The 25177-nt window shown below is 72.0% G+C and carries 23 protein-coding genes; 20 read left to right on the plus strand and 3 right to left on the minus strand.

The genetic code is table 11. The annotated features are described in order from the left end of the window. From infB to B0E54_RS24175, 14 genes are all read left to right on the plus strand, one after another. Positions 1-2050: translation initiation factor IF-2 (gene infB, locus B0E54_RS24110; RefSeq protein ID WP_234588254.1), on the plus strand; the 2050-nt coding region annotated here is incomplete at its 5' end. Positions 2051-2140: 90 nt separating this feature from the next. Next, on the plus strand, positions 2141-2437 hold the full coding sequence (locus tag B0E54_RS24115; RefSeq protein WP_234588255.1) for a DUF503 domain-containing protein: 297 nt from the start codon (positions 2141-2143) through the stop codon (positions 2435-2437). Between the two features lie 126 nt (positions 2438-2563). After that, complete coding sequence (gene rbfA, locus B0E54_RS24120) at positions 2564-3061, plus strand: 30S ribosome-binding factor RbfA (protein ID WP_234588256.1); 498 nt, start codon at positions 2564-2566, stop codon at positions 3059-3061. Continuing rightward, positions 3058-4116 carry a bifunctional oligoribonuclease/PAP phosphatase NrnA gene (locus tag B0E54_RS24125; RefSeq protein ID WP_234588257.1) on the plus strand — a complete coding sequence of 353 codons (1059 nt, stop codon included), beginning with the start codon at positions 3058-3060 and terminating at the stop codon, positions 4114-4116. The genes rbfA and B0E54_RS24125 overlap by 4 nt, the downstream gene beginning before the upstream one ends. Positions 4117-4229: 113 nt before the next feature. Further along, the gene (locus B0E54_RS24130; RefSeq protein ID WP_234588258.1) at positions 4230-4637 is read left to right on the plus strand and encodes a hypothetical protein; all 408 of its coding nucleotides are present in this window, start codon (positions 4230-4232) and stop codon (positions 4635-4637) included. Next, positions 4637-4846, plus strand: coding sequence for a DUF6186 family protein (locus tag B0E54_RS24135; RefSeq protein ID WP_234588302.1), 210 nt, complete (start codon positions 4637-4639; stop codon positions 4844-4846). The genes B0E54_RS24130 and B0E54_RS24135 overlap by 1 nt, the downstream gene beginning before the upstream one ends. Positions 4847-5296: 450 nt before the next feature. Further along, positions 5297-6619, plus strand: coding sequence for an MATE family efflux transporter (locus B0E54_RS24140; RefSeq protein WP_234588259.1), 1323 nt, complete (start codon positions 5297-5299; stop codon positions 6617-6619). 110 nt (positions 6620-6729) lie between these two features. Then, the gene (gene truB / locus B0E54_RS24145; RefSeq protein WP_255787578.1) at positions 6730-7635 is read left to right on the plus strand and encodes a tRNA pseudouridine(55) synthase TruB; all 906 of its coding nucleotides are present in this window, start codon (positions 6730-6732) and stop codon (positions 7633-7635) included. A gap of 77 nt (positions 7636-7712) precedes the next feature. Then, positions 7713-8642 carry a bifunctional riboflavin kinase/FAD synthetase gene (locus B0E54_RS24150; protein WP_234588260.1) on the plus strand — a complete coding sequence of 310 codons (930 nt, stop codon included), beginning with the start codon at positions 7713-7715 and terminating at the stop codon, positions 8640-8642. Between the two features lie 190 nt (positions 8643-8832). Then, positions 8833-9102 (plus strand): 30S ribosomal protein S15, encoded by a 270-nt coding sequence (gene rpsO / locus B0E54_RS24155; protein ID WP_007456699.1) that lies wholly within the window; start codon positions 8833-8835, stop codon positions 9100-9102. A 225-nt stretch (positions 9103-9327) separates the two neighbouring features. Beyond that, positions 9328-11721: a polyribonucleotide nucleotidyltransferase gene (locus B0E54_RS24160; protein WP_234588262.1), complete on the plus strand. Its 2394-nt coding sequence runs from the start codon at positions 9328-9330 to the stop codon at positions 11719-11721. A 47-nt stretch (positions 11722-11768) separates the two neighbouring features. Beyond that, positions 11769-13166 (plus strand): pitrilysin family protein, encoded by a 1398-nt coding sequence (locus B0E54_RS24165; RefSeq protein WP_234588264.1) that lies wholly within the window; start codon positions 11769-11771, stop codon positions 13164-13166. A gap of 199 nt (positions 13167-13365) precedes the next feature. Beyond that, a complete protein-coding gene (dapB, locus tag B0E54_RS24170; RefSeq protein ID WP_234588266.1) occupies positions 13366-14118 on the plus strand; it encodes a 4-hydroxy-tetrahydrodipicolinate reductase in 753 nt (250 codons plus the stop codon). Between the two features lie 113 nt (positions 14119-14231). Then, positions 14232-14702 (plus strand): GNAT family N-acetyltransferase, encoded by a 471-nt coding sequence (locus tag B0E54_RS24175; RefSeq protein WP_234588268.1) that lies wholly within the window; start codon positions 14232-14234, stop codon positions 14700-14702. Between the two features lie 178 nt (positions 14703-14880). Here B0E54_RS24175 and B0E54_RS24180 read toward each other — a convergent pair whose 3' ends face one another. Beyond that, positions 14881-17025: a glycogen debranching N-terminal domain-containing protein gene (locus B0E54_RS24180; protein ID WP_234588270.1), complete on the minus strand. Its 2145-nt coding sequence runs from the start codon at positions 17023-17025 to the stop codon at positions 14881-14883. 109 nt (positions 17026-17134) lie between these two features. Here B0E54_RS24180 and B0E54_RS24185 point away from each other — a divergent pair, with 109 nt between their 5' ends. The 4 genes from B0E54_RS24185 (at position 17135) to B0E54_RS24200 (ending at position 21484) form a co-directional block, all read left to right on the plus strand. Beyond that, the gene (locus B0E54_RS24185) at positions 17135-18124 is read left to right on the plus strand and encodes a LacI family DNA-binding transcriptional regulator (protein WP_234588272.1); all 990 of its coding nucleotides are present in this window, start codon (positions 17135-17137) and stop codon (positions 18122-18124) included. A 24-nt stretch (positions 18125-18148) separates the two neighbouring features. Further along, complete coding sequence (locus B0E54_RS24190; protein WP_234588274.1) at positions 18149-19399, plus strand: extracellular solute-binding protein; 1251 nt, start codon at positions 18149-18151, stop codon at positions 19397-19399. A gap of 74 nt (positions 19400-19473) precedes the next feature. After that, the gene (locus B0E54_RS24195) at positions 19474-20595 is read left to right on the plus strand and encodes a carbohydrate ABC transporter permease (protein WP_234588276.1); all 1122 of its coding nucleotides are present in this window, start codon (positions 19474-19476) and stop codon (positions 20593-20595) included. Between the two features lies 1 nt (position 20596). Continuing rightward, positions 20597-21484 carry a carbohydrate ABC transporter permease gene (locus B0E54_RS24200; RefSeq protein ID WP_234588278.1) on the plus strand — a complete coding sequence of 296 codons (888 nt, stop codon included), beginning with the start codon at positions 20597-20599 and terminating at the stop codon, positions 21482-21484. Positions 21485-21530: 46 nt separating this feature from the next. Here B0E54_RS24200 and B0E54_RS24205 read toward each other — a convergent pair whose 3' ends face one another. Beyond that, entirely contained in the window at positions 21531-22106 is a 576-nt protein-coding gene (locus B0E54_RS24205; RefSeq protein WP_234588280.1) for a GNAT family N-acetyltransferase, read from the minus strand. Between the two features lie 36 nt (positions 22107-22142). On the opposite strand from B0E54_RS24205, the gene B0E54_RS24210 reads away from it, so the two are divergent. Then, complete coding sequence (locus B0E54_RS24210; protein WP_234588282.1) at positions 22143-23417, plus strand: glycosyltransferase family 87 protein; 1275 nt, start codon at positions 22143-22145, stop codon at positions 23415-23417. Here the strand turns inward: B0E54_RS24210 and B0E54_RS24215 are convergent. Then, the gene (locus B0E54_RS24215) at positions 23316-23867 is read right to left on the minus strand and encodes a GNAT family N-acetyltransferase (protein ID WP_234588284.1); all 552 of its coding nucleotides are present in this window, start codon (positions 23865-23867) and stop codon (positions 23316-23318) included. The genes B0E54_RS24210 and B0E54_RS24215 overlap by 102 nt on opposite strands. 80 nt (positions 23868-23947) lie before the next feature. On the opposite strand from B0E54_RS24215, the gene B0E54_RS24220 reads away from it, so the two are divergent. Next, entirely contained in the window at positions 23948-25177 is a 1230-nt protein-coding gene (locus tag B0E54_RS24220; RefSeq protein ID WP_234588285.1) for a winged helix-turn-helix domain-containing protein, read from the plus strand.

The raw sequence follows: 25177 nt of genomic DNA on the forward strand, positions 1-25177 counted from the left end.
TGGCGGTGGCTACCGTGGCGGTCCCGGCGGCGGTGGCGGTGCTCCCGGCGGTGGTTTCCGTCCGGGCGCTCCCTCGGGCGGCGGCGGTCGTCCGGGTGCCGGTGGTCGTGGCCGTGGCGGCGGCGCCGCGGGTGCCTTCGGGCGTCCGGGTGGCCGGCCGACGCGTGGCCGCAAGTCCAAGAAGCAGCGCAGACAGGAGTTCGACAACCTGTCGGCTCCGACCATGAGCTCGGGTGCTCCCCGGGGTCAGGGTCAGGTCGTCCGGCTCTCCCGTGGCGCCTCGCTGTCGGACTTCGCCGACAAGATCAACGCCAACCCGGGTTCGCTGGTCCAGGAGATGTTCAACCTGGGCGAGATGGTCACCGCGACCCAGTCCTGCTCTGACGAGACCCTGCAGCTGCTGGGTGTGCACCTCGGCTTCGAGGTGCAGATCGTCAGCCCGGAGGACGAGGACCGCGAGCTGCTCGCGCAGTTCAACATCGACCTCGACGCGGAGGTGGCCGAGGAGCGTCTGGTCAGTCGTGCGCCGGTCGTGACCGTCATGGGTCACGTCGACCACGGTAAGACCAAGCTGCTCGACGCGATCCGTAAGGCGAACGTCGTGGCCGGCGAGGCCGGTGGCATCACCCAGCACATCGGTGCCTACCAGGTCCACGTCCCGCACGAGGGCGAGGACCGCGCGGTGACCTTCATCGACACCCCGGGTCACGAGGCGTTCACCGCCATGCGTGCCCGTGGTGCCCAGGTGACGGACGTCGTGATCCTGGTGGTCGCGGCCGACGACGGCGTGATGCCGCAGACCATCGAGGCGTTGAACCACGCCAAGGCGGCCGACGTGCCGATCGTGGTCGCGGTCAACAAGGTCGACAAGCCGGAGGCCAACCCGGACAAGGTCCGCCAGCAGCTGACCGAGTACGGCCTGGTCGCTGAGGAGTACGGCGGCGACACCATGTTCGTCAACGTGGCCGCGAAGCCGGGCATCGGCATCGAGGAACTGCTCGAGGCTGTCCTGCTGACCGCCGACGCGTCGCTGGAGCTGACCGCTCCGATCGACGGGCCGGCGCAGGGTGTGGCGATCGAGGCGCACCTGGACAAGGGTCGCGGTGCGGTGGCGACGGTGCTCGTGCAGAAGGGCACCCTGCGGGCGGGCGACTCGATCGTCGCCGGCGGGGCGCACGGCCGGGTCCGGGCCATGCTCGACGAGAACGGCAACCAGCTCACCGAGGCCGGTCCGGCGCGTCCGGTCATGGTGCTGGGTCTGACCGCGCCTCCCGGCGCGGGCGACACGTTCCTCGCCGCGGCGGACGACCGTACGGTGCGGCAGATCGCCGAGCAGCGGCAGGCACGGCGGCGGGCGGCGTCCTTCGCCAACTCCCGTGGTCGGGCCACTCTTGAGACGCTCATGGAGCAGCTCAAGGAGGGCGAGAAGACGTCGCTCAACCTCATCCTCAAGGGCGATGTCTCCGGTTCGGTGGAGGCTCTGGAGGACGCGCTGTTCAACCTCGACATTCCCGAGGAGGTCCAGCTCAAGGTCCTCGACCGGGGTGTCGGCGCGATCACCGAGAGCAACGTCATGCTCGCGAGTGCCTCGTCGGAGCCGGTCACGATCATCGGCTTCAACGTGCGGGCCTCGAACAAGGTCCGCGAGATGGCCGACCGCGAGGGCGTGGAGATCCGGTACTACACGATCATCTACCAGGCCATCGAGGAGATCGAGGCAGCGCTCAAGGGCCTGCTCAAGCCGGAGTACGAGGAGGTCGAGCTGGGCACCGCGGAGATCCGCGACGTCTTCCGCTCGTCCAAGATCGGCAACATCTCCGGTTGTATCGTCCGGTCGGGCATCATCCGGCGCAACGCGAAGGCACGCCTGCTGCGGGACGGGGCGGTCGTGGCGGACAACCTCACGATCACCTCGCTCAAGCGGTTCAAGGACGACGCCACGGAGGTCCGCGAGGGCTTCGAGTGTGGTCTGACCCTGGGTGGTTACAACAACGTCCAGGTCGGCGACGTCATCGAGACCTTCGAGATGCGGGAGAAGGCTCGCGCCTGATCCGGCAGTGACACGCTGATCAAGGGGTTTACGCCAACCGGCGTAAACCCCTTGATCATGCGGGGCGGGTTGCCGGTATCGTCCTGGGCGATGTTCACCGGAAACGCGGTCTTCGACCTGCTGCTGCCGGGCGACTCCCGGTCGCTCAAAGCCAAGAGATCATATGTACGGCCGATCGTGGCGGCGCTGCGCCGCTTCGAGGTCTCGGCCGCCGAGGTGGGTGCGCTCGACCTGCACGGTCGAGCGGAGATAGCGGTGGCGGTGGTCGCCGCCGAAGCGGCGCACGTCCGCGAGGTGCTCGACTCGTGCGAGCGCCTGGTGGCCGCGCGCCCCGAGGTCGAGTTGTTGTCGGTCCGGCGCCGGCTGTACGGCGTGGACGACGACTGACCCGGGGTGCCGGCGGTGCCGGGCGACCGGCGCCGCCGCGAAGGTAGTGTTCGACATGTTGGCCGGTCGGCCGGCGGCCCCGGGTCGCCGGGTCGGCCGGGAGCAGGACGCCGTGGAGGTGGCGAGATGTCTGATCCGGCCAAGGTACGCCGGCACGCGGAACGGGTGCGTGAGCTGGTCGCGTCGGTGGTGCGGAGCCAGATCAAGGACCCGCGGCTCGGCATGATCACCATCACTGATGCCCGGATCACCGCTGACCTGCGCGACGCGACGGTCTTCTACACGGTGCTCGGTGACGCGGTGGCCCAGGCGGACACGGCGGCGGCTCTGGAGAGCGCCAAGGGGCTGCTGCGCAGCACGGTCGGCAAGGCGCTCGGGTTGCGGCACTCGCCGACGCTCACCTTCGTCCTGGACGACGTGCAGGACCAGGTCAAGCACATCGACGATCTGCTCGCCGCCGCCCGCAACGCCGACGCGGAGGTGCAGCGGCTCGCCGCCCGGGCGGAGTACGCGGGCGAGGCGCAGCCCTACCGGGTCGACGACGACGAGACCGACGACGAGACCGACGAGACCGACGAGGCCGCCGACGTCCCGGAGAACCCCCGGGGTGGGGCAGCGCGGTGACGGCCGCCGCCGGTGCACAACTCGTCGCGCCGGTCGACACCGGCCCGGCCGAGGCGGACTGGGCCGCGGCCGAGGCGCTGATCCGTGCCGTCGGGCCGACCAGCCGGGTGCTGCTGATCTGCCACGTCAACCCGGACGGGGACGCGCTGGGCAGCATGCTCGGTTTCGGTCTGGGCCTGCGCCAGCTCGGCGTATCCGGGTTGCAGGCGACTTTTCCCGGGCCGCCGGAGGTGCCCGAGCCGTTCCGGGGGCTGCCCGGCTTGGAGCTGCTGGTCCCGGCCGGCGCCGCGGATCCGGCCCCGGATCTGGTGATCTGCTTCGACGCGGCCAGCGAGTCGCGCCTCGGTGAGCTGGCCGGTCGGCTGTCGACGGCTCCTGCCGTCCTGGTGCTCGACCACCACGCCTCGAACCCGGGCTTCGGCTCCGTCAACCTGGTCGACCCGCGGGCCGCCGCCACGTCGGTGGTGGCCGAGCAGCTGTTGGCGCGACTGGGCGTACCGCTGGATCGGGCCATCGCCGAGTGCCTGTACGTGGCGTTGACCACGGACACCGGCTCGTTCCGGTTCGAGGCGACCACTCCGGCGGTGCACCAGCTCGCCGCCCGGCTGCTGTCCACAGGCATCTCGCCCGGGGACATCTCCCGGCGGGTGTTCGACACTCGACCCTTCGGCGCGGTCCGCCTGTTCGGGGAGGTGCTCGGCCGTGCTCGGCTGGAGCCGACCGCGGCCGACGGCCGGGGGCTGGTGTGGACCTTCGCCACCCTGGACGACCTGGCCCGCCACGATCAGCGGCCGTACGTCCTGGAGGCGTTGATCGACTCGGTGCGGTGCACCGCCGAGGCGGACGTGAGCTGCGTGCTGAAGCAGACCGCCGCCGACGAGTGGGCCGTGTCGATGCGGAGCAAGGGCGCGGTGAACGTCAGTCGCGTGGCGGTGGCGCTGGGCGGGGGTGGCCACACGTTCGCGGCCGGGTTCACCGGCCGGGGGACCGCCGAGCACGTCATCGAGGCGATCCGCGGCGAGCTGACCGGGGCACTGATCACCGGCGACGCCTGACGGCCGCCCGACGCCACCGACCGTCCACGTTCTGATCCGGGGCGGGAAGTTCAGGGTCAGCTCCGGGGAGTGTTGGTCTTCCCGCGCTGTGTGAGAACGGGAAGAATTGCGGGATGGAGCAGCCGCACGACCTCACCGTGGAGGCCCCCCGAGCCTGGGACCGGCCCGCCGTCTCCGTTCCGGTTCTCCTCTGCCTGTCCCTCGTCGGCGGCCGGTTCGCGTCGTTCTCGACCGAGGCGAATCTCTACACGCTCGGCACCGGCGGCGTGTTGATCTGGCTCGGTCTGAACAGCCGGGTGCCCCGGCGGCCGGCGCCGCGTCGGCTGGGGCCGGGAGCGGCGTGGTGGGCACTGCCGGTGGTGGTCTTCGGGGTCTTCGAGGGCGCGACCTTCGTGTTGGCCGTGGGCGACGACTTTCCCACCTTCTCCCGGTTGGCCGACCCCTTGCTGGAGGATCATCTGACCCGGTCGGCGGCCTGGTTCGCCTGGCTGGCCGCGTTCTGGGGGTTGGTGCGGCGATGATGCGGGCTCTCGCGATCGGCGGTTTCCTCACCGCGCTGGCCCTGTTCGTCGGGGTCGAGTGGCTGGCCCGGCGGGAGGGATCCCGCATACCGACCCTGGGCGAGGTCTGCGCGTACGTGATGCGCTACGAGGTCGGGTCGGTGCCGGTGGGCAGGATCGGTCTGTTCGGGTTCTGGTGGTGGCTGGGCTGGCACTTCCTGGCCCGCTGAACCGGGTCGCCGCCCGTCCAAATGGCGGGAACCGAGAGCAGCATGTGGACCTGAACGATAACTTGGGAGGCGGCCGGCATCACGTGGTGATGCAGGTCGTGGGCGGTGGTGCCACACCTCGCGCTGCCTCCCTCCAGGGTCGGACCGACCCGGGCTCACGCTGCCCAGTCGGCTGCTCCGGTAACCCCGGACCGCCGTGGGGCGCTCAGCACGACCGCCCGTGAGGGCCGCCGCGTGCCGGTGGCTCGCACCCTGGAAGGAGCGCCACCATGCCGAACAAGCCCAAGCCCGAGACCACCACCGACGACGCCCGCGAGCAGGCCCGCCGCGCGCTGCAGACGTCGATGGACACCCGCCAGTGAGCCAGTCCGCCGAGCGGTGACGCCTCCGCTGGAGTAAGTCCTCGGCGGGATTGCGATCCTTACCGTCGTCGTGCCAGGATCGGCGGCGATGAGCCACCCTGCCACCACCGACCGATCCGCCTCGCCGCGCCGCATCGCCGGCCTCGCGTTGCCAGCCCTCGTCGTCCTCGCCGCCGAGCCGCTCTACGTGCTCGTCGACACGGCAGTCGTCGGTCACCTCGGTCGGGTGCCCCTCGCGGCGCTCGCCGTCGGCGGCACGGTGATGACGCTCACCGCCTGGCTCGGCACCGTCGTCGCGTACGGCACCACCGGGCGGTCGGCCCGCCGCTTCGGCGCCGGCGACCGGGCGGCCGCCGTGGCCGAGGGAGTCCAGTCGTCGTGGCTCGCGTTCGGCGTCGGGCTGCTGGTCGCGATCGGCATGCAGATCGGCGGGGGCACGCTGGCGCGTACCCTCGCCGGAGGTCCCGGCGACGTCGCCGACGCCGCCGCCGCGTGGCTGCGGATCGCGGCGCTCGGCGCCCCCGGCCTGCTGCTCGCCGCCGCCGGCAACGGCTGGCTGCGCGGTGTGCAGGACACCCGGCGGCCGCTGTTCTTCGTGCTCGGCCCCAACCTGCTCTCCGCCCTGCTCTGCCCGCTGCTGGTCTATCCCGCCGGCCTCGGCCTGACCGGTTCGGCGGTCGCCAACGTGGTCGCCCAGACGATCGCCGGTGGGCTCTTCGCCGCGGCGCTGGTCGCCGAACGGGTGTCGCTGCGGCCCCGACCCCGGGTGATCCGCCAGCAACTCGTGCTCAGCCGGGACCTGCTGATCCGCGGCGTGGCGTTCCAGGCCAGCTTCCTCTCCGCGACTGCCGTGGCCGCCCGCTTCGGCGCCGCCGCCGTCGGCGCGCACCAGATCGCCCTGCAACTCTGGTTCTTCACGGCGCTGGTGCTCGACGCCCTCGCCATCGCCGCGCAGTCCCTGGTCGGCGCCGCGCTGGGCGCCGGCGACGCGGCGGACGCCCGTGCGCTGGCTCGCCGGATCGGCGTGCTCGGCGGCGTCTGCGGCGTCGCCTTCGCGCTGCTGATCGCCGCCGGGGCCGGTGTCGTGCCGTCCTGGTTCAGCTCCGACGAGCAGGTACGCGAGCAGGCCATGGTGGCCTGGCCGTGGTTCGTCGCCATGCAGCCCCTGGCCGGGGTGGTGTTCGCGCTCGACGGCGTGCTGATCGGCGCGGGCGACGTGCGCTACCTGCGCAACCTCACCATCGTGGCGGCGCTCGGCGGTTTCCTGCCGGCCATCTGGCTGGCGTACGGGCTGGACCTGGGGTTGGGCGGCATCTGGGCCGGGCTCACCCTCTTCGTGGCGATCCGGCTGGTCGCCCTGCTGCTGCGCCTGCGCAACGGCGCCTGGGCCGTGGTCGGCGCGACCCGCTGACGGACCGGCTCCGGCTCGGCAGTCCTCGCCGTCGCCGGGCCGCCACCCCGGGGCGTACGCCTGGGGGCGGGCCGGAGGGCGCCGGGCGACTCCGGTCGCCGCTGGGCTGTCTGGCAGGCTTGGACGACGTGAGCACCCCCGATGGTCTGATCGTTGTCGACAAGCCCGGCGGCATGACGTCGCACGACGTGGTGGCGCGGATCCGCCGGCTGGCGAAGACCCGCCGCGTCGGGCACGGCGGCACCCTCGACCCGATGGCCACCGGTGTCCTGGTGATCGGTGTGGGGCGGGCCACCCGACTGCTGACCTACGTCATCGGCGCGGGCAAGAGCTACACCGGCACGATCCGGCTCGGCCAGGCCACCGTCACCGACGACGCCGAGGGCGACGTGATCGCCAGCACCCCGGCCGGCCACGTCACCGACGAGGCCGTCCGGGCCGCGCTGACGCCCCTGACCGGCGAGGTCGACCAGGTGCCGAGCGCGGTCAGCGCCATCAAGATCGACGGCCAGCGGGCGTACAAGCGGGTGCGTGACGGCGAGAGCGTCGAGCTGCCGGCGCGGCGGGTCACCATCTCCCGGCTGGAGGTGCTGGCGATCCGCCGCACCGAGCCGGACGTGGTGGACGTGGACGTCGACGTCACCTGCTCCTCGGGGACGTACATCCGGGCCATCGCCCGGGACGCGGGTCTGGCGCTCGGCGTCGGTGGGCACCTGACCGCGTTGCGTCGGACCGCGGTGGGTGGCTTCACGCTCACCGAGGCGGCCACGCTCGACGAGTTGGAGCAGCGCGCCCCGGCCGTGGTGAACCTGCCGCTCGACGCGGCGGCCGACCGGTTCTTCCCGCGCCGGGAGGCGACACCCGACGAGGCGAAGGTGCTCGGCCACGGCGGTCCGCTGGGCCCGGCCGGCATCGCCGGGCCGTACGCCGTCTTCGGACCGACCGGTGCTCTGATCGCTATCGTCAGCGAGCGGGACGGGCGGGCCCGCGCGGAGATCGTGCTCGCCCCGGCCTGACGGCGGTACGCAGGTCCGCCGGCTTCCAGCCGGCGGTGTCGACCCGCCGACCGGCGGGACAGCAGGAGAGGAACGGCATGCAGCGGTGGCGGGGGTACGACGCGGCGCCCGGCGGCTGGGGACGCTCGGTCGTCACCATCGGCGTCTTCGACGGCGTGCACAAGGGGCACCAGGCGACCATCGGGCACGCCGTGGCCCGGGCCCGGGAGCTGGGCGTGCAGTCGGTGGTGGTCACGTTCGATCCGCACCCGGCCGAGGTGGTCCGCCCCGGCTCGCACCCGGCCGTGCTCACCGAGCCGGCCCGCAAGGCGGAACTGATCGAGGCGCTCGGCGTGGACGTGCTCTGCGTGGTGCCGTTCACCCCGGAGTTCTCCCGGCTGCCGCCCGAGCAGTTCGTGCACGACATCCTGGTCGAGCACCTGCACGCGGCGCTGGTGGTGGTCGGCGGCAACTTCCGCTTCGGGCACCGCGCCGCGGGCGACGTGGCGCTGCTGGAGCGGCTGGGCAAGACCTTCGGCTTCGGGGTGGAGGGCGGCCCGCTGGTCGCGCAGGACGGCACGGTCTTCTCCTCCACGTACATCCGCTCCTGCGTCGACGCCGGCGACGTGGGCGCAGCGGCGGCCGCGCTGGGCCGCCCGCACCGGGTGGAGGGCGTGGTGGTCCGCGGCGACCAACGCGGCCGGGTGCTGGGGTTCCCCACCGCGAACCTGCTCTGCCACCGGTACGCGGCGGTCCCCGCCGACGGGGTGTACGCCGCCCGCCTGATCCGTCGTGGGCAGTCCGAACCGCTGATGTCCGCCGTGTCGGTCGGCACCAACCCGACCTTCTCCGGTCGGGAGCGGCGGGTGGAGGCGTACGCGCTGGACTTCGACGGCGACCTGTACGGCGAGCGGCTGGCCCTGGACTTCGTGGCGCACCTGCGCGGTCAGGTCCGGTACGACTCGATCGAGCCGTTGATCGCCCAGATCGAACAGGACGTCGCACGCACCCGGAGCGCTCTGAGCTGATCATCTACCGGGCCGCGCAGGCCCTTGGCCGGGTGTTACCCGTGGGTGCTGGTAGTCTTGCGGGGACGTCGGGTGACCGGCGTGGGGCCTCGCGTGCCTGCTCGACGCCGCGGGTGCGAGGTACCGGTCCGTTCCCGGTCCATCGGGACGACGGACACCTACTTGATCAACCCATCGAAACAGGGAGAACATGGCGCTCGACCAGGAAGCCAAGGCCAGCATCCGCGCGGAGTACGCGACCGCCGAGGGCGACACCGGTTCGCCGGAGGTCCAGGTCGCGGTCCTCACCAAGCGGATCGCCGAGCTGACCGAGCACCTGAAGGTGCACAAGCACGACCACCACAGCCGCCGTGGGCTGCTGCTGCTGGTCGGCCGTCGCCGTCGGCTGCTCAACTACGTCCAGAAGAAGGACATTGCCCGCTACCGGACGCTCATCGAGCGGCTCGGTCTGCGCCGGTGACGTGACGGGGGAGTGGCCGACCGGCCGCTCCCCCGATCGGCGTCCCACCTGAAGAACACGGGCCGCGCGACCAACCCGAGAGGGAGCCGGTCAGCGTACCGGTCTCCGGTAGTGGCCCCCGGGAACCCGGCAGCACGCCGGCACCCGGGCGCTTCGATCGAAGACCGGCCGGCTGAGCAGCTCCCCGACGTCGCGGGCCCACGACGCGAAGGAGCACGACAGCACATGACCGAGACCAAACTCGGCACCGAATCCCGCACCGCCGTGATCGACAACGGGTCCTTCGGCACCCGCGAGATCACCTTCTCCACCGGTCGGCTGGCTCGCCAGGCCGCCGGTTCCGTCATCGCCCAGCTGGGCGAGACGGTGGTTCTCTCCGCCACCACCGCCGGTAAGCACCCGAAGGAGCAGTTCGACTTCTTCCCGCTGACCGTCGACGTCGAGGAGCGGATGTACGCCGCGGGCCGGATCCCCGGCTCGTTCTTCCGCCGTGAGGGTCGGCCAAGCGAGGACGCGATCCTCACCTGCCGCCTGATCGACCGGCCGCTGCGCCCGTCCTTCGTGAAGGGCCTGCGCAACGAGGTCCAGGTCGTCGAGACCATCCTCGCGCTCGACCCGCAGCACCCGTACGACGTGGTGGCCATCAACGCGGCCTCGATGTCGACCAAGCTCTCCGGCCTGCCGTTCTCCGGCCCGATCGGCGCGACCCGGGTCGCGCACATCGACGGCCAGTGGGTCGCCTTCCCGACCCTGGAGGAGCTGGCCCGCGCCACCTTCGACATGGTCGTGGCCGGCCGCACCCTCGATGACGGCGACGTCGCGATCATGATGGTCGAGGCCGAGGCCACCCCGAACGCCGTCGCCCTCATCTCGGCCGGCGCCACCGCCCCGACCGAGGAGATCGTCGCCAGCGGCCTGGAGGCCGCCAAGCCGGCGATCCGCGAGCTGTGCCGCGCGCAGAGCGAGCTGGCCGAGGTCGCCGCCAAGCCGGTCACCGAGTTCCCCGTCTTCCTGGACTACCAGGACGACGTGTACGACGCGGTCGCCGACCTGGCCCGCGCCGACGTGGCCGAGGCGATCACCATCGCCGGCAAGGCGGACCGCGAGGAAGCCCTGGACCGCGTCAAGGCCCGGGTCGCCGAGGAGTTGGGCGCTCGGTTCGAGGGTCGGGAGAAGGAGCTCAGCGCCGCCTTCCGCTCGCTGACCAAGTCCGAGGTGCGCAACCGCGTGCTGCGCGAGCAGGTCCGCATGGACGGCCGCGGCCCGCGCGACATCCGGCCGCTGACCGCCGAGGTCGGCGTGCTGCCCCGGGTGCACGGTTCGGCGTTGTTCGAGCGCGGCGAGACCCAGATCCTGGGTGTCACCACGCTGAACATGCTCCGCATGGAGCAGATGGTGGACACGCTGTCCCCGGAGAACCGCAAGCGCTACATGCACAACTACAACTTCCCGCCGTACTCGACGGGTGAGACCGGCCGGGTCGGCTCGCCGAAGCGGCGCGAGATCGGCCACGGCGCTCTCGCCGAGCGTGCGCTGATCCCGGTGCTGCCGTCGCGCGAGGAGTTCCCGTACGCCATCCGGCAGGTCTCCGAGGCGCTCGGCTCCAACGGCTCCACCTCGATGGGTTCGGTCTGCGCGTCGACGCTGGGCCTGCTCTCCGCGGGTGTCCCGCTGAAGGCGCCGGTCGCCGGCATCGCCATGGGCCTCATCTCCGACGAGGTGGACGGCAAGACGCAGTACGTCACGCTTACCGACATCCTCGGCGCCGAGGACGCGTTCGGTGACATGGACTTCAAGGTCGCCGGCACCCCGGAGTTCGTCACCGCGCTGCAGCTCGACACCAAGCTCAACGGCATCCCGTCGGACGTGCTGGCCGCCGCGTTGCAGCAGGCGAACGAGGCCCGGCAGATCATCCTCGGTGTCATGAAGGCCGCCATCGAGGCTCCGGCCGAGATGTCGGACTACGCGCCGCGGGTCACCACCGTCAAGATCCCGGTCGACAAGATCGGCATGGTGATCGGCCCGAAGGGTCAGACCATCAACGCGATCCAGGACGAGACCGGCGCCGAGATCTCCATCGAGGACGACGGCACGATCTACGTCGGCGCGACCAACGGCCCGTCGGCCCAGGCCGCCGTCGACCGGATCAACGGGATCGCCAACCCGACGCTGCCCAAGCAGGGCGAGCGGTTCCTCGGCACGGTGGTCAAGACCGCCGCGTTCGGCGCGTTCATCTCGCTGCTGCCGGGCCGCGACGGCCTGCTGCACATCTCCAAGGTGGGCGACGGCAAGCGGGTCGAGCGCGTGGAGGACTTCCTCAACGTCGGTGACCGGGTCGAGGTCGAGATCGCTGACATCGACGCCCGCGGCAAGATCTACCTGGACAAGGTCCGCCCGGAGGGCGCCGAGGCGCCGGCCGCCGGTGAGGCCGCCGGTGGCGACCGTCCCTCCGGCCGCGACCGGGGTGACCGGGGTCCGCGTGACCGGGGCGACCGCGAGCGTGGCGGCGACCGGGGCGGGCGTGGCCCGGAGCGCGGTGACCGTGGCGAGGGTGGCGGCGGCGGCGAGGGTGGTGGCGAGGGCGGCGAGCGTCCGCGCCGCCGGACCCGGCACAGCTGACCACCAGCACCTGCAACACCCACCCCTCGTCGAACCGGGAGCAACACGTGAGTCGGGCCTTCAGTGCGCCGTTTCCACCGGATCGACGGGGGGTGGCCCCGTCTCGGGACACCGGGGTGGGCCGCTCCGGCGGCGCCGCCCGTGCGGTGACCCGGACGCTCAGCGACGACCCGCTGGGCGGCACGGTACGACGTACCGTGCTGCCCAGCGGCCTGCGCGTGCTGACCGAGGCGATCCCGGCGATGCGCAGCGTGTCCTTCGGCATCTGGGTGGCGGTCGGTTCGCGGGACGAGACCCGTCCGCAGGCCGGTGCCGCGCACTTCTTGGAGCACCTGCTCTTCAAGGGCACCCACAAGCGCACTGCCTTGGAGATCTCCTCGCAGATCGAGGCGGTGGGTGGCGAGACGAACGCCTTCACCACGAAGGAATACACCTGCTACTACGCCCGGGTGCTGGACGAGGACCTGCCGCTGGCGATCGACGTGATGTGCGACCTGGTCGCCGACTCGCTGCTGGAGCCGGCCGACGTGGAGACCGAGCGTGGCGTGATCCTGGAGGAGATCGCCATGCACGACGACGAACCAGGTGACGAGGTGCACGACCTCTTCGCCCGGGCCGTCTACGGCGACCACCCGCTGGGCCGACTGATCTCCGGCACCGAGGAGACCGTCACGCCGATGACCCGGCGGCAGATCCAGAGCTTCTACCGGGGTCACTACACCGCGCCGCAGATCGTCATCGCCGCCGCCGGCAACCTCGACCACGCCGCGGTGGTCAAGCTGGTCCGGCAGGCCGTGCGCGGCACGCCACTGGACAGCGACCCCGCCGCACCGGCCGCACACCGCGCGGCCACTCCGGCGGTACGCACCAAGCCGGCCACCACCCTGGTCGAGCCGAAGGAGACCGAGCAGGCGCACGTCCTGCTGGGCTGCCCCGGCATCGACCGCACCGACGACAGGCGTTTCGCCCTCGGGGTGCTCAACAACGTCCTCGGTGGCGGCATGTCCAGCCGCCTCTTCCAGGAGATCCGCGAGCAGCGCGGCCTGGCGTACTCGGTCTACTCCTACGCCAGCCAGTACGCCGACAGCGGCCTGTTCGCCGTCTACGCCGGCTGCGCGCCGGGCAAGGTGGACGAGGTGCTGGCCCTGACCCGCGCCGAGCTGGCCCGGGTGGCCGCCGACGGGTTGACCGAGGCCGAGGTGGCCCGGGGCAAGGGGATGAGCAAGGGCTCGTTCGTGCTCGGCCTGGAGGACACCGGCTCCCGGATGAGCAGGCTCGCCAAGGGTGAGCTGCTCTACAGCGACCTGATGCCGGTGGACGAGCTGCTCCGCCGGGTCGACGAGGTCAGCGTCGAGGACGTGAACACCCTCGCCGCCGAGTTGCTCAGCCGGCCGATGTCGCTGGCCGTCGTCGGCCCGTTCGGTAAGGGCGACTTCTCCGCCTGAGGGCCGTCGCTCGCAGGGCGGTCGCCCGCAGTGCCGTGGTCTGTTGGGCGGTCGCTCGCAAAGCCGTGGTCTGTAGGGCGGTCGTCCGCAGAGCCGTGGTCTGTAGGGCGGTCGTCCATACGGCCGGGCACGTCCCGGTCGGTGGAGCGGACCGGATCCGGCAGTGGTGGCGCGTCCCGATTGGGATAGGTTGTGCCGCGTGACTGACGAGCAGGAGAAGACCCGCGTCGGCGTGTTCGGTGCCCGCGGCCGGATGGGCATCGAGGTCTGCAAGGCGGTCGACGCCGCCGACGACCTCGAACTGGCGGCGTCGATCGACCAGGGCGACAGCCGTTCCGCCGTCTCCGGCGCCCACGTGGTCGTCGACTTCACCACGCCGGACGTCGTCATGGACAACCTGAAGTGGTGCATCGAGCAGGGCATCAGCGCGGTCGTCGGCACGACCGGCTTCACCGAGCAGCGGCTGGAGCAGGTGCGCGGCTGGCTCGCCGACAAGCCCGGGGTGGGCGTGGTCATCGCCCCGAACTTCGGCATCGGCGCGGTGCTGATGATGCAGTTCGCCGCGCGGGCCGCCCGGCACTTCGAGTCCGTCGAGATCATCGAGCAGCACCACCCGCGCAAGCTGGACGCCCCGAGCGGCACCGCCACGCACACCGCCCGGCAGATCGCCCGGGCGCGCGCCGAGGCCGGTCTCGGGCCCGCGCCGGACGCCACAAAGGACGAGGTGCCAGGCGCGCGGGGCGCCGACATCGACGGCGTACGCGTCCACGCGGTGCGCGCCACCGGCCTCGTCGCGCACCAGGAGGTGCTGTTCGGCGGCACCGGCGAGACGTTGACCATCCGCCACGACTCGTACGACCGGGTGTCCTTCATGCCCGGCGTGCTGCTGGCCGTCCGCGCGGTACGCAACCGCCCCGGCCTCACCGTCGGCCTGGACGCCCTCCTCGACTGACCGGGCCGCTCGCCCGCGCCGATGCCGGCGCAGATCTTGGACACTTTCCGTTCCGCGTTGACGGAAACTGTCCAAGATCTGAAGGCGTTGCGGGTCCGGGTAGCATCCGCCGGATGATCGATGCGGGACACCTGGATCGGGTCGGGCGGAGAGTGACGCTGCGCCCGGTGGACGACGACAACTGGCGGGCGGTCGCGGACGTCGCCCCGCGCGACGACCAGCGTCGGTTCGTGGCCGCGCTGGGCGCACGGTACCTGCTGCTGAGTAGCCGCTCGCAGGTGTGGACCTCGCTCGCGGTGTACGCCGACGAGACAGTCGTCGGCCACGTCATGTGGGGTGTGGACGACGACGGCTCGCACTGGATCGGCGGAATGCTGATCGACGCCGCGGAGCAGGGCCGGGGCGTCGGCCGGGCCACCGTGCAGACGTTGGCGCCCTGGCTGGCGGCCCGAGACGGGAACCCCCCGGTCCGCCTCTCGTACCACCCGGACAACACCCCGGCAGCGGCCCTTTACGCCTCCCTCGGCTTCCACCCCACGGGCGGCGTGGACGACGACGAGCTGATCGCCGAACGAACCCCCTGACCCCCGGCCCGGCCCTGACCGGCCCGGCCTGACCGGAGTCGATCATGGAGTTGTGGTGCCCCGCAAAAGGGACGCATGTGGAGCTGCTGCCCACCACGACTCCATGATCGACGAGGACGGCGGCGACGGGGACGGCGGCGGGGCGGGGACGGCGGCGAGGGCGGGGACGGGGTGGGGGTTAGCGGGGGTTGGATGGGGTTCTGGGGTGGCGTTGGGTGGGGAGGTTCGAGGTCTTCAGGGGGGTGGGGTGGCCTGTCATCGTGGCTTCGCCGGTGCGGTTCACCGTGACTGTCACCGGTCTGCCGGCCACGCGGAGGTTGGCGGCGCGCACGGCGCCCAGTTCGGGGCCGGCCAGCGGGGTCAGCCGGACCGTTTCGCCGGGCACGTCGGGGTAGAGGCCCGTGGCGGCCTGGAGCAGCAGCACGGCACCCGCCGCGGCCCACGCCTGCGGCCGGCACGCCGCCGGGTACGGCACCGGGCGGTCGAGCAGCGCCCGGTCGTCGCCGCCGTACAGCTCCGGCATCCGGTAGTCGAACGCCTCGGCCGCCGCGAGCAGCCCCTCGGCCAGGCCGAGCGCGGCGTCGCGGTGCCCGCCGCGAGCCAGCCCGGCGAGCACGATCGCTGTGTCGTGGGTCCAGATCGAACCGCAGTGGTACGACAGCGGACTGAAGCCGGCGTCGTCGGTGGACATCGTCCGTAGTCCGAAGCCGCCGGTCAGCGTGTCGGTGGTGAGCAGGCGGGCGACCTGGGCCTCCTCCTCGACGGTGAGCAGGCCGGTGCCGAGCAGGTGACCGATGTTGCTGGTCAGTGAGTCGACGGGGCGCTTGTCGCGGTCGAGGGCCAGGGCGGGCTGCGGGCCGTACCGGCCGTCGACCCAGAAGCTGTCCCGGAACCGGCGGGCCAGCGTGGCGGCGTGCTCGCGCCAGCGGTCCCCATCGGGGCGGCCGAAGGCGTCCAGCAGGGCGGCGCCGTTCACCGCCGCCTCGTGCGCGTACCCCTGCACCTCGGCCAGCACGATGGGCGCGGTGGCCAGGGAGCCGTCGTGGAACCGTACGGCGTCGCCGGAGTCCTTCCAGCCCTGGTTGGACAGCCCGTGGCCGGTGGTGTCGACGTACTCGACGAGGCCGTCGCCGTCGGGGTCGGCGTGCTCGCCGAGCCAACGCAGGGCGGCCTCCAGGTGCGGCAGCAGAGGCTCGATCTGCTCGGCCGGCAGGCCCCAGCGCCACGCGTCGTGCAGGAGGTTGACCCAGAGCATTGTGGCGTCGACGGTGCCGTAGTAGGCAGGCGGGAGGCGCAGCCCGTTCCCGGGCAGCGCGAACTCCTGCCCGCGCAGCTCGTGCAGGATCTTGCCGGGGGCCTCCCCGGTGGCCGGGTCGACGCGGGTGCCCTGGCGACGGGCGAGGACGCGCAGGGTGCCGGCGGCCAGGTCGGTGCCGAGCGGCAGCATCATCCGCGCCGCCCAGAGGCTGTCCCGGCCGAACAGGGTCAGGAACCAGGGCACTCCGGCGCCGAGGAAGACGTCCCCGGGGGCGCCGGTCTCGGCCAGGCGTAGCCCGCGCAGGTCGTCCAGGCTGCGGTCGAGGAAGCGGACCAGTCGCCGGTCGTCGGCGGTCACCTCGGGTCGGGCCCACTCCGGTTCGCCGCCCGGGGCGATCACCACGGCGCGCGGGTCGTCAACGGTCACCTGCCAGCGCAGCACCGTCTCGCCCCCGGGTGGCAGGTCGATCGGCCAGGCCAGTCGGGGCGCGGTGGCCCGTTCGTCGGCGGTGAGCACGTCGGCGTCGGGCGCGGTGACGGTGACGGTGATGCCCTCCGCCGACCAGGTGAGCAGGCCCGGCTGGCCGGTCTTGGCCTCCAGCGGCACGGCCGCGCCACCGGACTTGACCACCTCGATGGGCGCCAGGTCGCAGCCGAGGTCGACGCTCACCGTGGCCCGTACGCCGACGGTGGCGGTGGAGACGATCCGCAGTTCCTCGGTGAGGCCGTTGCGAGTGGCCCGACGGAGCCGGTCGACGCGGACGGTGGGGTCGGGCGTGGGATCGCCGAGCCAGCGTGCCAGGGCCACGAAGCGGACGCCGTGCGGGCCGTCCGCGCCGCGAGTCAGCCCCTCCAGCTCCTGGTCGTCGACGCGCAGTTCGGCCCGGGAGAGCACGCGGGCGTCGGCGTGGAAGACGCCCTGGACACCGGTCGGGCGGATCTGCCCGGTCGCGTCCCCCAGCGCACTGGTCGGGGCGAGCACCACCCCCACCAACTCGTGCAGGAGGGGTTGCAGCTGGCGTTCGATCACGGTGCGGCTCCAGATCTCGGGGTGCGGGGCGGACATCTTGACAACGCGGCCCCTGGCGGTGCAAAGTGCGAAACATTCCAGAAACTTGAACGATCTAATCCTGCACTATCCGAATTGGATCGTTCAAGACGGCGAGAGGGATTAAGTGCCCGAGAAGGTAACCATTGCGACGGTGGCCCGGCACGCCCGAGTGAGCCGGCAGACGGTCTCCAACGTGCTCAACGCGCCGCACATCGTGCGGCAGGAGACCCGCCAGCGGGTCGAGGACGCGATCAACGCGCTCGGCTACCGGGCCAACCAGGCGGCCCGACAGATGCGCACCGGCCGGTCCCGCCTCATCGCCGCCCGGATCGAGCCGACCCGCGACGGCATCAACGGCTCCGTCCTCGACCGCTTCCTGCACGGCCTCACCGAGACCGCCGACGCCGCCGGCTACCGGGTGCTGCTCTACACCGCCACCGACGACGATCGGGAGATCGCCACCTACGACGACCTGCTCGGCACGTACGAGCTGGACGCGTTCGTGCTCGTCGGCACCAAGTACGGCGACCCGCGTACCGCCTGGCTCGCCGACCGGGACGTGCCGTTCGTGACCTTCGGCCGTCCGTGGGACGCGCTCGACGCGCACCCCTGGGTCGACGTGGACGGCGCCGCCGGGACCGCCGCCGCGACCCGGCACCTGCTCGACGCCGGGCACCGGCGGATCGCGTTCATCGGCTGGCCCCTCGGGTCCGGTGTGGGCGACGACCGGCGGGCCGGCTGGCAGGACGCGCTGCGCGCCGCCGGTGTCGACCCGGCGGGGCTGCACCGCGAGACCGAGGACGGCATCGCCGAGGGCGAACACCTGATGCGGGACCTGCTGGCCGCCGACGCGCCGACCGCGGTGGTCTGCGCCAGCGACTCGCTCGCCCTCGGCGCGCTCCAGGCCATCCGGGGCACCGACCCACCGGTGTCGGTGATCGGCTTCGACGACACGCCGGTCGCCGCGGCGGTGGGGCTGGCCAGCGTCAGCCAACCGCTCGGCGAGGCCGCCGCCCGCTGCGTGGACCTGCTCACCGGAGTCCTCGACGGCCACCACGAGACCCCCACCCACGTGCTGCTCCAGCCCTCGCTGGCGCTTCGGCACACCGCGTAGTCCCATCCCCCACCAGGAGAGAACATGGCACCCAGAACCCTTACCCGGGCCGCGGTGGCCGGCCTCGCCGCCGTCGCCCTTCTCGGGTCCGCGGCCTGCGGCAGCGGCTTCGACGACTCGTCCGGCGACGCCGCCCAGTCCAGCGGACCGGCCAGCCTCCAGATCCTGATCGGATCCTCCGGCGAGGCCGAGACCAAGGCCGTGCAGGACGCCGCGGCGAAGTGGGCCAGCAGCTCCGGCAACACCGCCACGGTCACCCCGGCGCAGGACCTCACCCAGCAGCTCGGCCAGGGTCTCGCCGGTGGCACCCCGCCGGACGTCTTCTACGTGGACGCGGCCCGCTTCGCCGACTACGCGAGCGTCGGCGCGTTGGAGCCGTACGGCGACAAGATCTCCAACCCGGACGACTTCTACGAGAGCCTGCGCACCACCTTCACGTACGACGGCAAGCTCTACTGCGCGCCCAAGGACTTCTCCACCCTGGCCCTGCAGATCAACACAGACCTGTGGGCGAAGGCCGGGCTGACCGACGCCGACGTGCCGACCACCTGGGACCAGCTCACCGCGACCGCCCAGAAGATCAAGGCGAAGGGGCAGGTCGCCCTGGCCCTCGGCGACACCAGGGACCGCATCGGCGCCTTCCTCGTGCAGAACGGCGGCTGGCTGCTGAGCAAGGACGGCAAGCAGCCGACCGCCGACACCCCGGAGAACCTGGCCGCCCTCCAGTACGTCAAGTCCCTGCTCACCTCGGGCCTGGCCAAGTACCCGAAGCAGCTCGACTCGGGCTGGTCAGGTGAGGCGTTCGGCAAGGGCAAGGCCGTCATGACCATCGAGGGCAACTGGATCAAGGGCGCCCTGCAGAACGACTTCCCGAACGTGAAGTACAAGGTGGTGGCGCTGCCGGCCGGCCCGAAGGGCCAGGGCACCCTCTCCTTCACCCAGTGCTGGGGCATCGCGGCGAAGAGCAAGTACAAGGACCAGGCCATCAAGTTCGTCGAGGCGATGACCAGCGGTGAGCAGCAGCTGACGTTCGCGAAGGCGGTAGGTGTCATGCCGTCGCGGCAGTCGGTGCGCGACCAGTACACGGCGGCCTCCCCGGCCGACAAGGTGTTCATCGACGGCGCCGCGTACGCCCAGGGCCCGGTGAACGCGCCGAAGATGGACAGCGTCCTCAAGGACCTCGACACGGGTCTGCAGAGCCTGACCAACGGCGACCCGAAGACCGTGCTGCAGAACTTCGACAAGAACGCCAAGGCGGCGCTCGGCGGCAGCTGAGGTGACGGCGGGGGCCCCGACGACGAGCGGGGCCCCCGTCCGCACCTTCGGCCCGAGACAAGGAGGGAGGGGAGATGGCAACCGAGACACTGACCGCCGTGGCCACCGCGCCCGGGACGAGCCCTCGGCGACGGCGCGGAGGCGTACGCGGCAACGAGAACCTCGCCGGCTGGCTCTTCGTCGCGCCGGTGATCGTCATCCTGGGGCTGTTCCTGCTGCTGCCGATCCTGATGGCGCTCTGGGTCAGCCTGATCGACTGGAACGGGCAGGGCAGCCCGTTCACCGGCGACGTCCCGTTCGTCGGCGCGCACAACTACACCCAGTTGTTCACCGAGGACGGGCTGGCCCGCCGCGATTTCATGACGAGCATCCGCAACAACATCTACTACGTGGCGATAGTGGTGCCGGCCCAGACCGTGCTCGCGCTCGGGCTGGCGCTGGTGGTCAACAACCGGATGCTCAAGGGCAAGAGCTTCTTCCGCAGCGCGTTCTACTTCCCCTCGGTCACCAGCTCGGTCGCGATCAGCGTGGTGTTCCTGTTCCTCTTCGCCAACTCCGGCGCGGTGAACGCGCTGCTCGGCTTCTTCGGGATCGACGGGCCGGAGTGGTTCGCCGACTCCCGGGGCGTGCTGCACCTGCTCCTCGGCGCGGTGGGCGTCGACTCACCCCCGGCGGCCCTCACCGACGGCGGCCCGTTCGGGCTGACCTGGTGGGACTGGCTGGCCGGCCCCAGCGTGGCGATGATCTCGATCATCACGCTGGTCGTCTGGACCACCTCCGGCACGTTCATGCTGATGTTCCTGGCCGGCCTGCAGAACGTGCCGGTGACGCTGGACGAGGCCAGCACGCTCGACGGAGCCTCGGCCTGGCAGCGGTTCCGCCACGTGACGCTGCCGATGATCCGGCCGACCACGTTCCTGGTGCTCACCCTCGGCATGATCGGCTCCTGGCAGGTCTTCGACCAGGTGTACGTCATGAGCCAGGGCGACCCGGCCAAGACCACCCTCACCCCGGCGTACCTGTCGTACCGGACCGCGTTCCGCGACTTCGACTACGGCTCCGGCGCGGCGATCTCCTTCGTGCTGTTCCTGATCATCATCGTGCTCACGCTGATCCAGCGCCGGGCGCTCGCCGAGCGGGACACCGACCGGCCGCGCCGCGGCTGGCGGCGTCGACGCGTACCGGAGAGGTCCTGACATGGCCGTGTCGACCGACCGCCCGGCGGCGGCGCCCGCGCGCGGCGACCAGCGCGCGGCCCGCACCCTGGCCACCCGCTTTCTGGGGTACGCCACGCTTGTCTTCTTCGGGCTGGTGTTCCTCTATCCGTTCGTCATCCAGATCGCGAGCTCGTTCAAGACCGAGCCCGACGCGGCGGCGAACCCGCTCTCGCCGTTCCCGGACCCGCTCAGCCTGGCCGGTTTCGAGCGGATCTTCGCCGGCACCAACTTTCCGCTCTGGCTGGGCAACTCGCTGCTGGTCACCGTGCTGGTGACCCTCGGCCGGGTGTTCTTCGACTCGCTCGCCGGGTACGCGTTGGCCCGGCTGCGGTTCGCCGGTCGAGGCGGGCTGTTCGCCGCGGTCATCGCGGTGATGGCGGTGCCCGGCGTGGTACTGCTGATCCCGAAGTTCCTGGTGCTCAACCAGCTCGGCATCTACAACAGCTACGCCGGCCTCGTGGTGCCGCTGCTGGCCGATGCAGCCGGAGTGTTCATCATGAAGCAGTTCTTCGAGTCGATCCCGGTGAGCGTGGAGGAGGCCGCCCGCATCGACGGGGCGAGCATCTTTCGCACCTTCTGGTCGGTGGTGCTGCCGATGGCGAAGCCGGCGCTGATCACCCTGACCATCCTGTCGTTCCAGGGCTCCTGGAACGAGTTCCCGCACAGCCTCGTGTCGGTGCAGGACCCGGACCTGTTCACCCTGCCGCGCGGCCTTGCCGACCTGGTCAGCGGCTCGCTGGGCAGCGGCACCCAGTACCCGCTCAAGCTGGGCGCGGCGCTGCTCGCCACCATCCCGGTGGCGATCATCTTCGTGGTGTTCCAGCGCTACTTCGTCCGCGACGCCAACGACGGCGCGGACAAGGGCTGACCCCGGACCGACAGTGGCGGCCTCGCGTCGGGGCCGCCGCTGCCGGTCAGTCGGCCTTCTCCGGCGGAACGGCCACGTGCAGGCGCACCTGAGGCACCAGCATGTCGTCGACGTCCAGCGCCCGGGCCGCCCCGTCGGGCTCCCAACCGGTGCTGGTGAGGAACGTGCGGGTCGCCTCGTCACCGTCGAACGCCCAGGCCACCGCCCGGCTCATGCCGTCCTCGCGCCACAGGTCGACGGCGGCGGCGAGCAGCCGGCTGCCGTGCCCCCGCCGGCCCCAGCGCGGCTCGACCAGCAGGTCGGTCACCGCCGCCACGTCCGGGCCGAGCGCGTCGGCCGGCTCACCCGGGGCGAGCGCCTCGCCGTCGGCCGGACCGGAGGCGGCGAACCCCACCAGATACGATTGCTCGGCCTGTTCGACGGCGACCAGCACCCGGTGCGCGCCCGAGGGCGGCTCCAGCACCGCGGCGCTCCACCGCCTGGCGAGGAACGCCTCGTCCAGGTTGTCGAGCACATGCCGAGGCAGGATCCGGCGGTACGCGACCCGCCAGGTCGCGAGCTGGATGCGTGCGATCTCGCCGGCGTCCTCGGGACGCGCCGGGCGGACGTACCCGAGAGCCATGGGACGGGAGCCTACTCAAGGGCCAGGGAGGCGACGGTGGCGCAGGGTGCCAACAGGACGACCGTGCAGGTCGTCGGGGTGGTGGTGCTCGCCGCGGCGGTCACCGCGTTCCTCGCCGTCGCGGCCGTCCGGCACGGATTCTTCGACCTCAAGGTCTACTACGGCGCGTTGACGTGGTGGGTGCACGACGGCGGCGAGATTTACGACTACCTCAAACCCGGCACCCAGTACGGCTTCACGTACCCGCCGTTCGCGGCGCTGGTCATGCTGCCGATGGCGTACCTGCCGTGGTCGGCCGCGATCGTGGTGAGCGTGCTCGCCAGCGTGGTCAGCACGACGGTGCTGATCTGGTGGCTGGTCGACCCGATCGCCCGTCGCGCCGGCTGGACCCGGTGGTTCGCGCTCGCCGTCGCGCTCTGCCTGGCCGCCGCCTTCGAGCCGATGCGGGAGACGGTGAACTTCGGCCAGGTCAACACGCTGCTGCTCTTCCTGGTGGCGGTGGACCTGCTGCGGCTGCTGCCGGCCGGCAACCGGTGGGCCGGGGTGGGCATCGGCGTGGCCACCGCGATCAAGCTGACCCCGGGCATCTTCATCCTCTATCTGCTGGTCACCGGGCGGTGGCGGGCGGCGCTCACCGCCAGCGGCACGACCGCCGGGGTGACGTTGCTGGCCGGCGCGCTCTTCCCGGACGCCTCCCGCGAGTTCTGGACCGAGGCGCTGTGGAACACCGGGCGGGTCGGCGAGCTGGCATTCGTCTCCAACCAGTCACTGCGCGGGGTGGTCGCCCGGCTCGACCCGCAGCACCCGAGCACAGTGCTCTGGCTGCTGCTGGTGCTCGGCGCCCTGGCGCTCTGGGCCTGGCGGTCCCGCGCGGCCGTCGCCGCCGGTGACGAGGCGACCGGCCTGGCCCTGACCGGAGCGGTGATGTGCCTGGTCAGCCCGGTCACCTGGGTGCACCACCTGGTCTGGCTGCTGCCCGGGCTGATCCTGCTTGTCGACAACGCGATGGCCGCGCCGGCCGGGCGCCGCCGGCGCGTCCTGCTGGCCGCCGCGACCATCGGGTACGTGCTGCTGATCAGCCGCACCGTCTGGTTCTGGGAGAAGGACTTCACAGGTGTCGACGGCTTCGTCGGCAGCAACGCGTACGTCTGGATCAGCCTCGCCCTGCTGGCCTTCCTGCCGGTCCGCCGGTGGCTGACACCTGGTGGGTCAGTGGTCGAGACGGCCGGAGTACCGCAGCTCGACAAGCCCGACCGGCCCGCGCCCGCCGGCGAGCGGCACCTGGTAGGTCGATCGCTCACCGTCCGGTGACAGCCCGGCCCGTTCGCAGAACCGGCGGGCCCGCTTGTTGTCCTCCAGCACCCACAGCCGGTAGCCGGTCCAGCCCCGCTCGCTGAGCCCGGCGCGCGCGGCGGCGAACAGCGCGGCGGCTGTCCCGTCGCCCCAGAACGCCGGCTCGACGTAGAGCGCCAGCACCTCGCCGACCGTCGGGTCCAGATCGTCGCGGTCCTGGTTGCGGCGGTACGGCCCGAACGTGGTGAAGCCGACGACCAGCCCGTCCACCTCGCTGAGCAGCGTGCTGAACGGGTGCTCCGGGTCGGCGGTGCCCAGGTCGCGTCGGCGCTGTGCCCAGGCCACCACGTTGAGTCGTTCGAGCACCTCGTCCGGCATGAAGCCGGCGTAACCCGCCTGCCAGCCGTGCACGTGCACCCGGGCGACCGCCTCGGCGTCGTCGGGCTCCTCCCGGCGGATGGTCAGCATTGCACCGTTCTATGCCCCCGTGGCGGTCGGAGTCCAGCTTCCCGCACCGGCGTCGTACCGATGATTTATCGTCGCCGACGATGGCCGCGCCGGAAGCACTCTCACTCGCCCAGGCCCGCCGGGTGGCACTCGCCGCCCAGGGCTTCGCCGACCCGCCGCCGGTCGGGGTGCCCACGCGTCGACATCTGCGCCGGGTCCTCGACCGGGTCGGGTTGATCCAGATGGACTCGGTAAACGTGCTGCAACGGGCGCACTACCTGCCGCTCTACAGCCGGCTCGGACCGTACCCCACCACGCTGCTCGACCAGGCCGCCTACCGGCGCCCCCGCGAGCTGTTCGAGTACTGGGGCCACGAGGCGTCCCTCGTGCCGGTGGGGCTGCACCCGCTGCTGCGCTGGCGGATGGCCCGCGCGCACAGCGAATCCTGGGGCGGCATGCGGCGCATCGCGCAGGAGCAGCCGGAGCTGGTCGCCTGGGTCCGGGACGAGGTGGCCGCGCGGGGCCCGTTGACGGCCGCCGAGATCGAGCACGACGCCCCTCGGGAGACCGGCAACTGGGGGTGGAACTGGTCGGCGGTGAAGCGGGCTCTGGAGTTCCTGTTCTGGGCCGGCGAGGTGACCGCCGCCGAGCGCAGCACGTCCTTCGCCCGCCGCTACGACCTGCCCGAGCGGGTGCTCCCGCCGGCCGTGCTGGCCGCGCCCACCCCGACCGACGCCGAGGCGTACCGCGCTCTGGTGGCCCTGGCGGCGCGGTCGCTCGGGGTGGCCGCCGAACCGGAGCTGCGCGACTACTTCCGGCTGCCCCTGGCCGGTGCCCGGCAGGCAGTCGCCGAGCTGGCCGAGGCCGGTGAGCTGGTGCCGGTCACCGTGGCGGGCTGGCGACAGCCGGCGTGGCTGCACGCGTCCGCCCGGCTGCCCCGGTGGATCCGGGCCAACACCCTGGTCAGCCCGTTCGACCCGCTGGTCTGGGAACGGGCCCGCACCGAGCGGCTGTTCGACTTCAGCTACCGGATCGAGATCTACGTGCCGGCGCCGCAGCGGGTCTACGGCTACTACGTGCTGCCGTTCCTGCAGGGCGACAGGTTCACCGCCCGGGTCGACCTGAAGGCCGACCGCAGGGCCGGGGTGCTCCTGGTGCCGGCCGCCTGGATGGAGCCCGGCGCCGACCCGGGGGAGACCGCCGTGGCCCTCGCCGCCGAGCTGTACCGGCTCGCCGGCTGGCTCGGGTTGGACGCGGTGGCGCCGCCCGCGGCCGGCGACCTGGCCGGTCCGCTCACCGCCGCGTTGGCCGGCGTGTCCGGTGTAGCGTGA

It is taken from the genome of Micromonospora sp. MH99 (assembly GCF_021442385.1).
GTDB lineage: Bacteria > Actinomycetota > Actinomycetes > Mycobacteriales > Micromonosporaceae > Micromonospora.

What these genes read in the sequence shown, in the direction of transcription:
- B0E54_RS24180 (WP_234588270.1), bottom strand. Translation starts at nt 17,025, where the DNA reads ATGTCCGCCCCGCACCCCGAGATCTGGAGCCGCACCGTGATCGAACGC.
- B0E54_RS24200 (WP_234588278.1), top strand. Translation starts at nt 20,597, where the DNA reads ATGGCCGTGTCGACCGACCGCCCGGCGGCGGCGCCCGCGCGCGGCGAC.
- B0E54_RS24175 (WP_234588268.1), top strand. Translation starts at nt 14,232, where the DNA reads ATGATCGATGCGGGACACCTGGATCGGGTCGGGCGGAGAGTGACGCTG.
- B0E54_RS24220 (WP_234588285.1), top strand. Translation starts at nt 23,948, where the DNA reads ATGGCCGCGCCGGAAGCACTCTCACTCGCCCAGGCCCGCCGGGTGGCA.
- B0E54_RS24115 (WP_234588255.1), top strand. Translation starts at nt 2,141, where the DNA reads ATGTTCACCGGAAACGCGGTCTTCGACCTGCTGCTGCCGGGCGACTCC.
- B0E54_RS24190 (WP_234588274.1), top strand. Translation starts at nt 18,149, where the DNA reads ATGGCACCCAGAACCCTTACCCGGGCCGCGGTGGCCGGCCTCGCCGCC.
- rpsO (WP_007456699.1), top strand. Translation starts at nt 8,833, where the DNA reads ATGGCGCTCGACCAGGAAGCCAAGGCCAGCATCCGCGCGGAGTACGCG.
- B0E54_RS24150 (WP_234588260.1), top strand. Translation starts at nt 7,713, where the DNA reads ATGCAGCGGTGGCGGGGGTACGACGCGGCGCCCGGCGGCTGGGGACGC.
- B0E54_RS24195 (WP_234588276.1), top strand. Translation starts at nt 19,474, where the DNA reads ATGGCAACCGAGACACTGACCGCCGTGGCCACCGCGCCCGGGACGAGC.
- B0E54_RS24140 (WP_234588259.1), top strand. Translation starts at nt 5,297, where the DNA reads ATGAGCCACCCTGCCACCACCGACCGATCCGCCTCGCCGCGCCGCATC.
- B0E54_RS24215 (WP_234588284.1), bottom strand. Translation starts at nt 23,867, where the DNA reads ATGCTGACCATCCGCCGGGAGGAGCCCGACGACGCCGAGGCGGTCGCC.
- rbfA (WP_234588256.1), top strand. Translation starts at nt 2,564, where the DNA reads ATGTCTGATCCGGCCAAGGTACGCCGGCACGCGGAACGGGTGCGTGAG.
- B0E54_RS24205 (WP_234588280.1), bottom strand. Translation starts at nt 22,106, where the DNA reads ATGGCTCTCGGGTACGTCCGCCCGGCGCGTCCCGAGGACGCCGGCGAG.
- B0E54_RS24160 (WP_234588262.1), top strand. Translation starts at nt 9,328, where the DNA reads ATGACCGAGACCAAACTCGGCACCGAATCCCGCACCGCCGTGATCGAC.
- B0E54_RS24130 (WP_234588258.1), top strand. Translation starts at nt 4,230, where the DNA reads ATGGAGCAGCCGCACGACCTCACCGTGGAGGCCCCCCGAGCCTGGGAC.
- B0E54_RS24135 (WP_234588302.1), top strand. Translation starts at nt 4,637, where the DNA reads ATGCGGGCTCTCGCGATCGGCGGTTTCCTCACCGCGCTGGCCCTGTTC.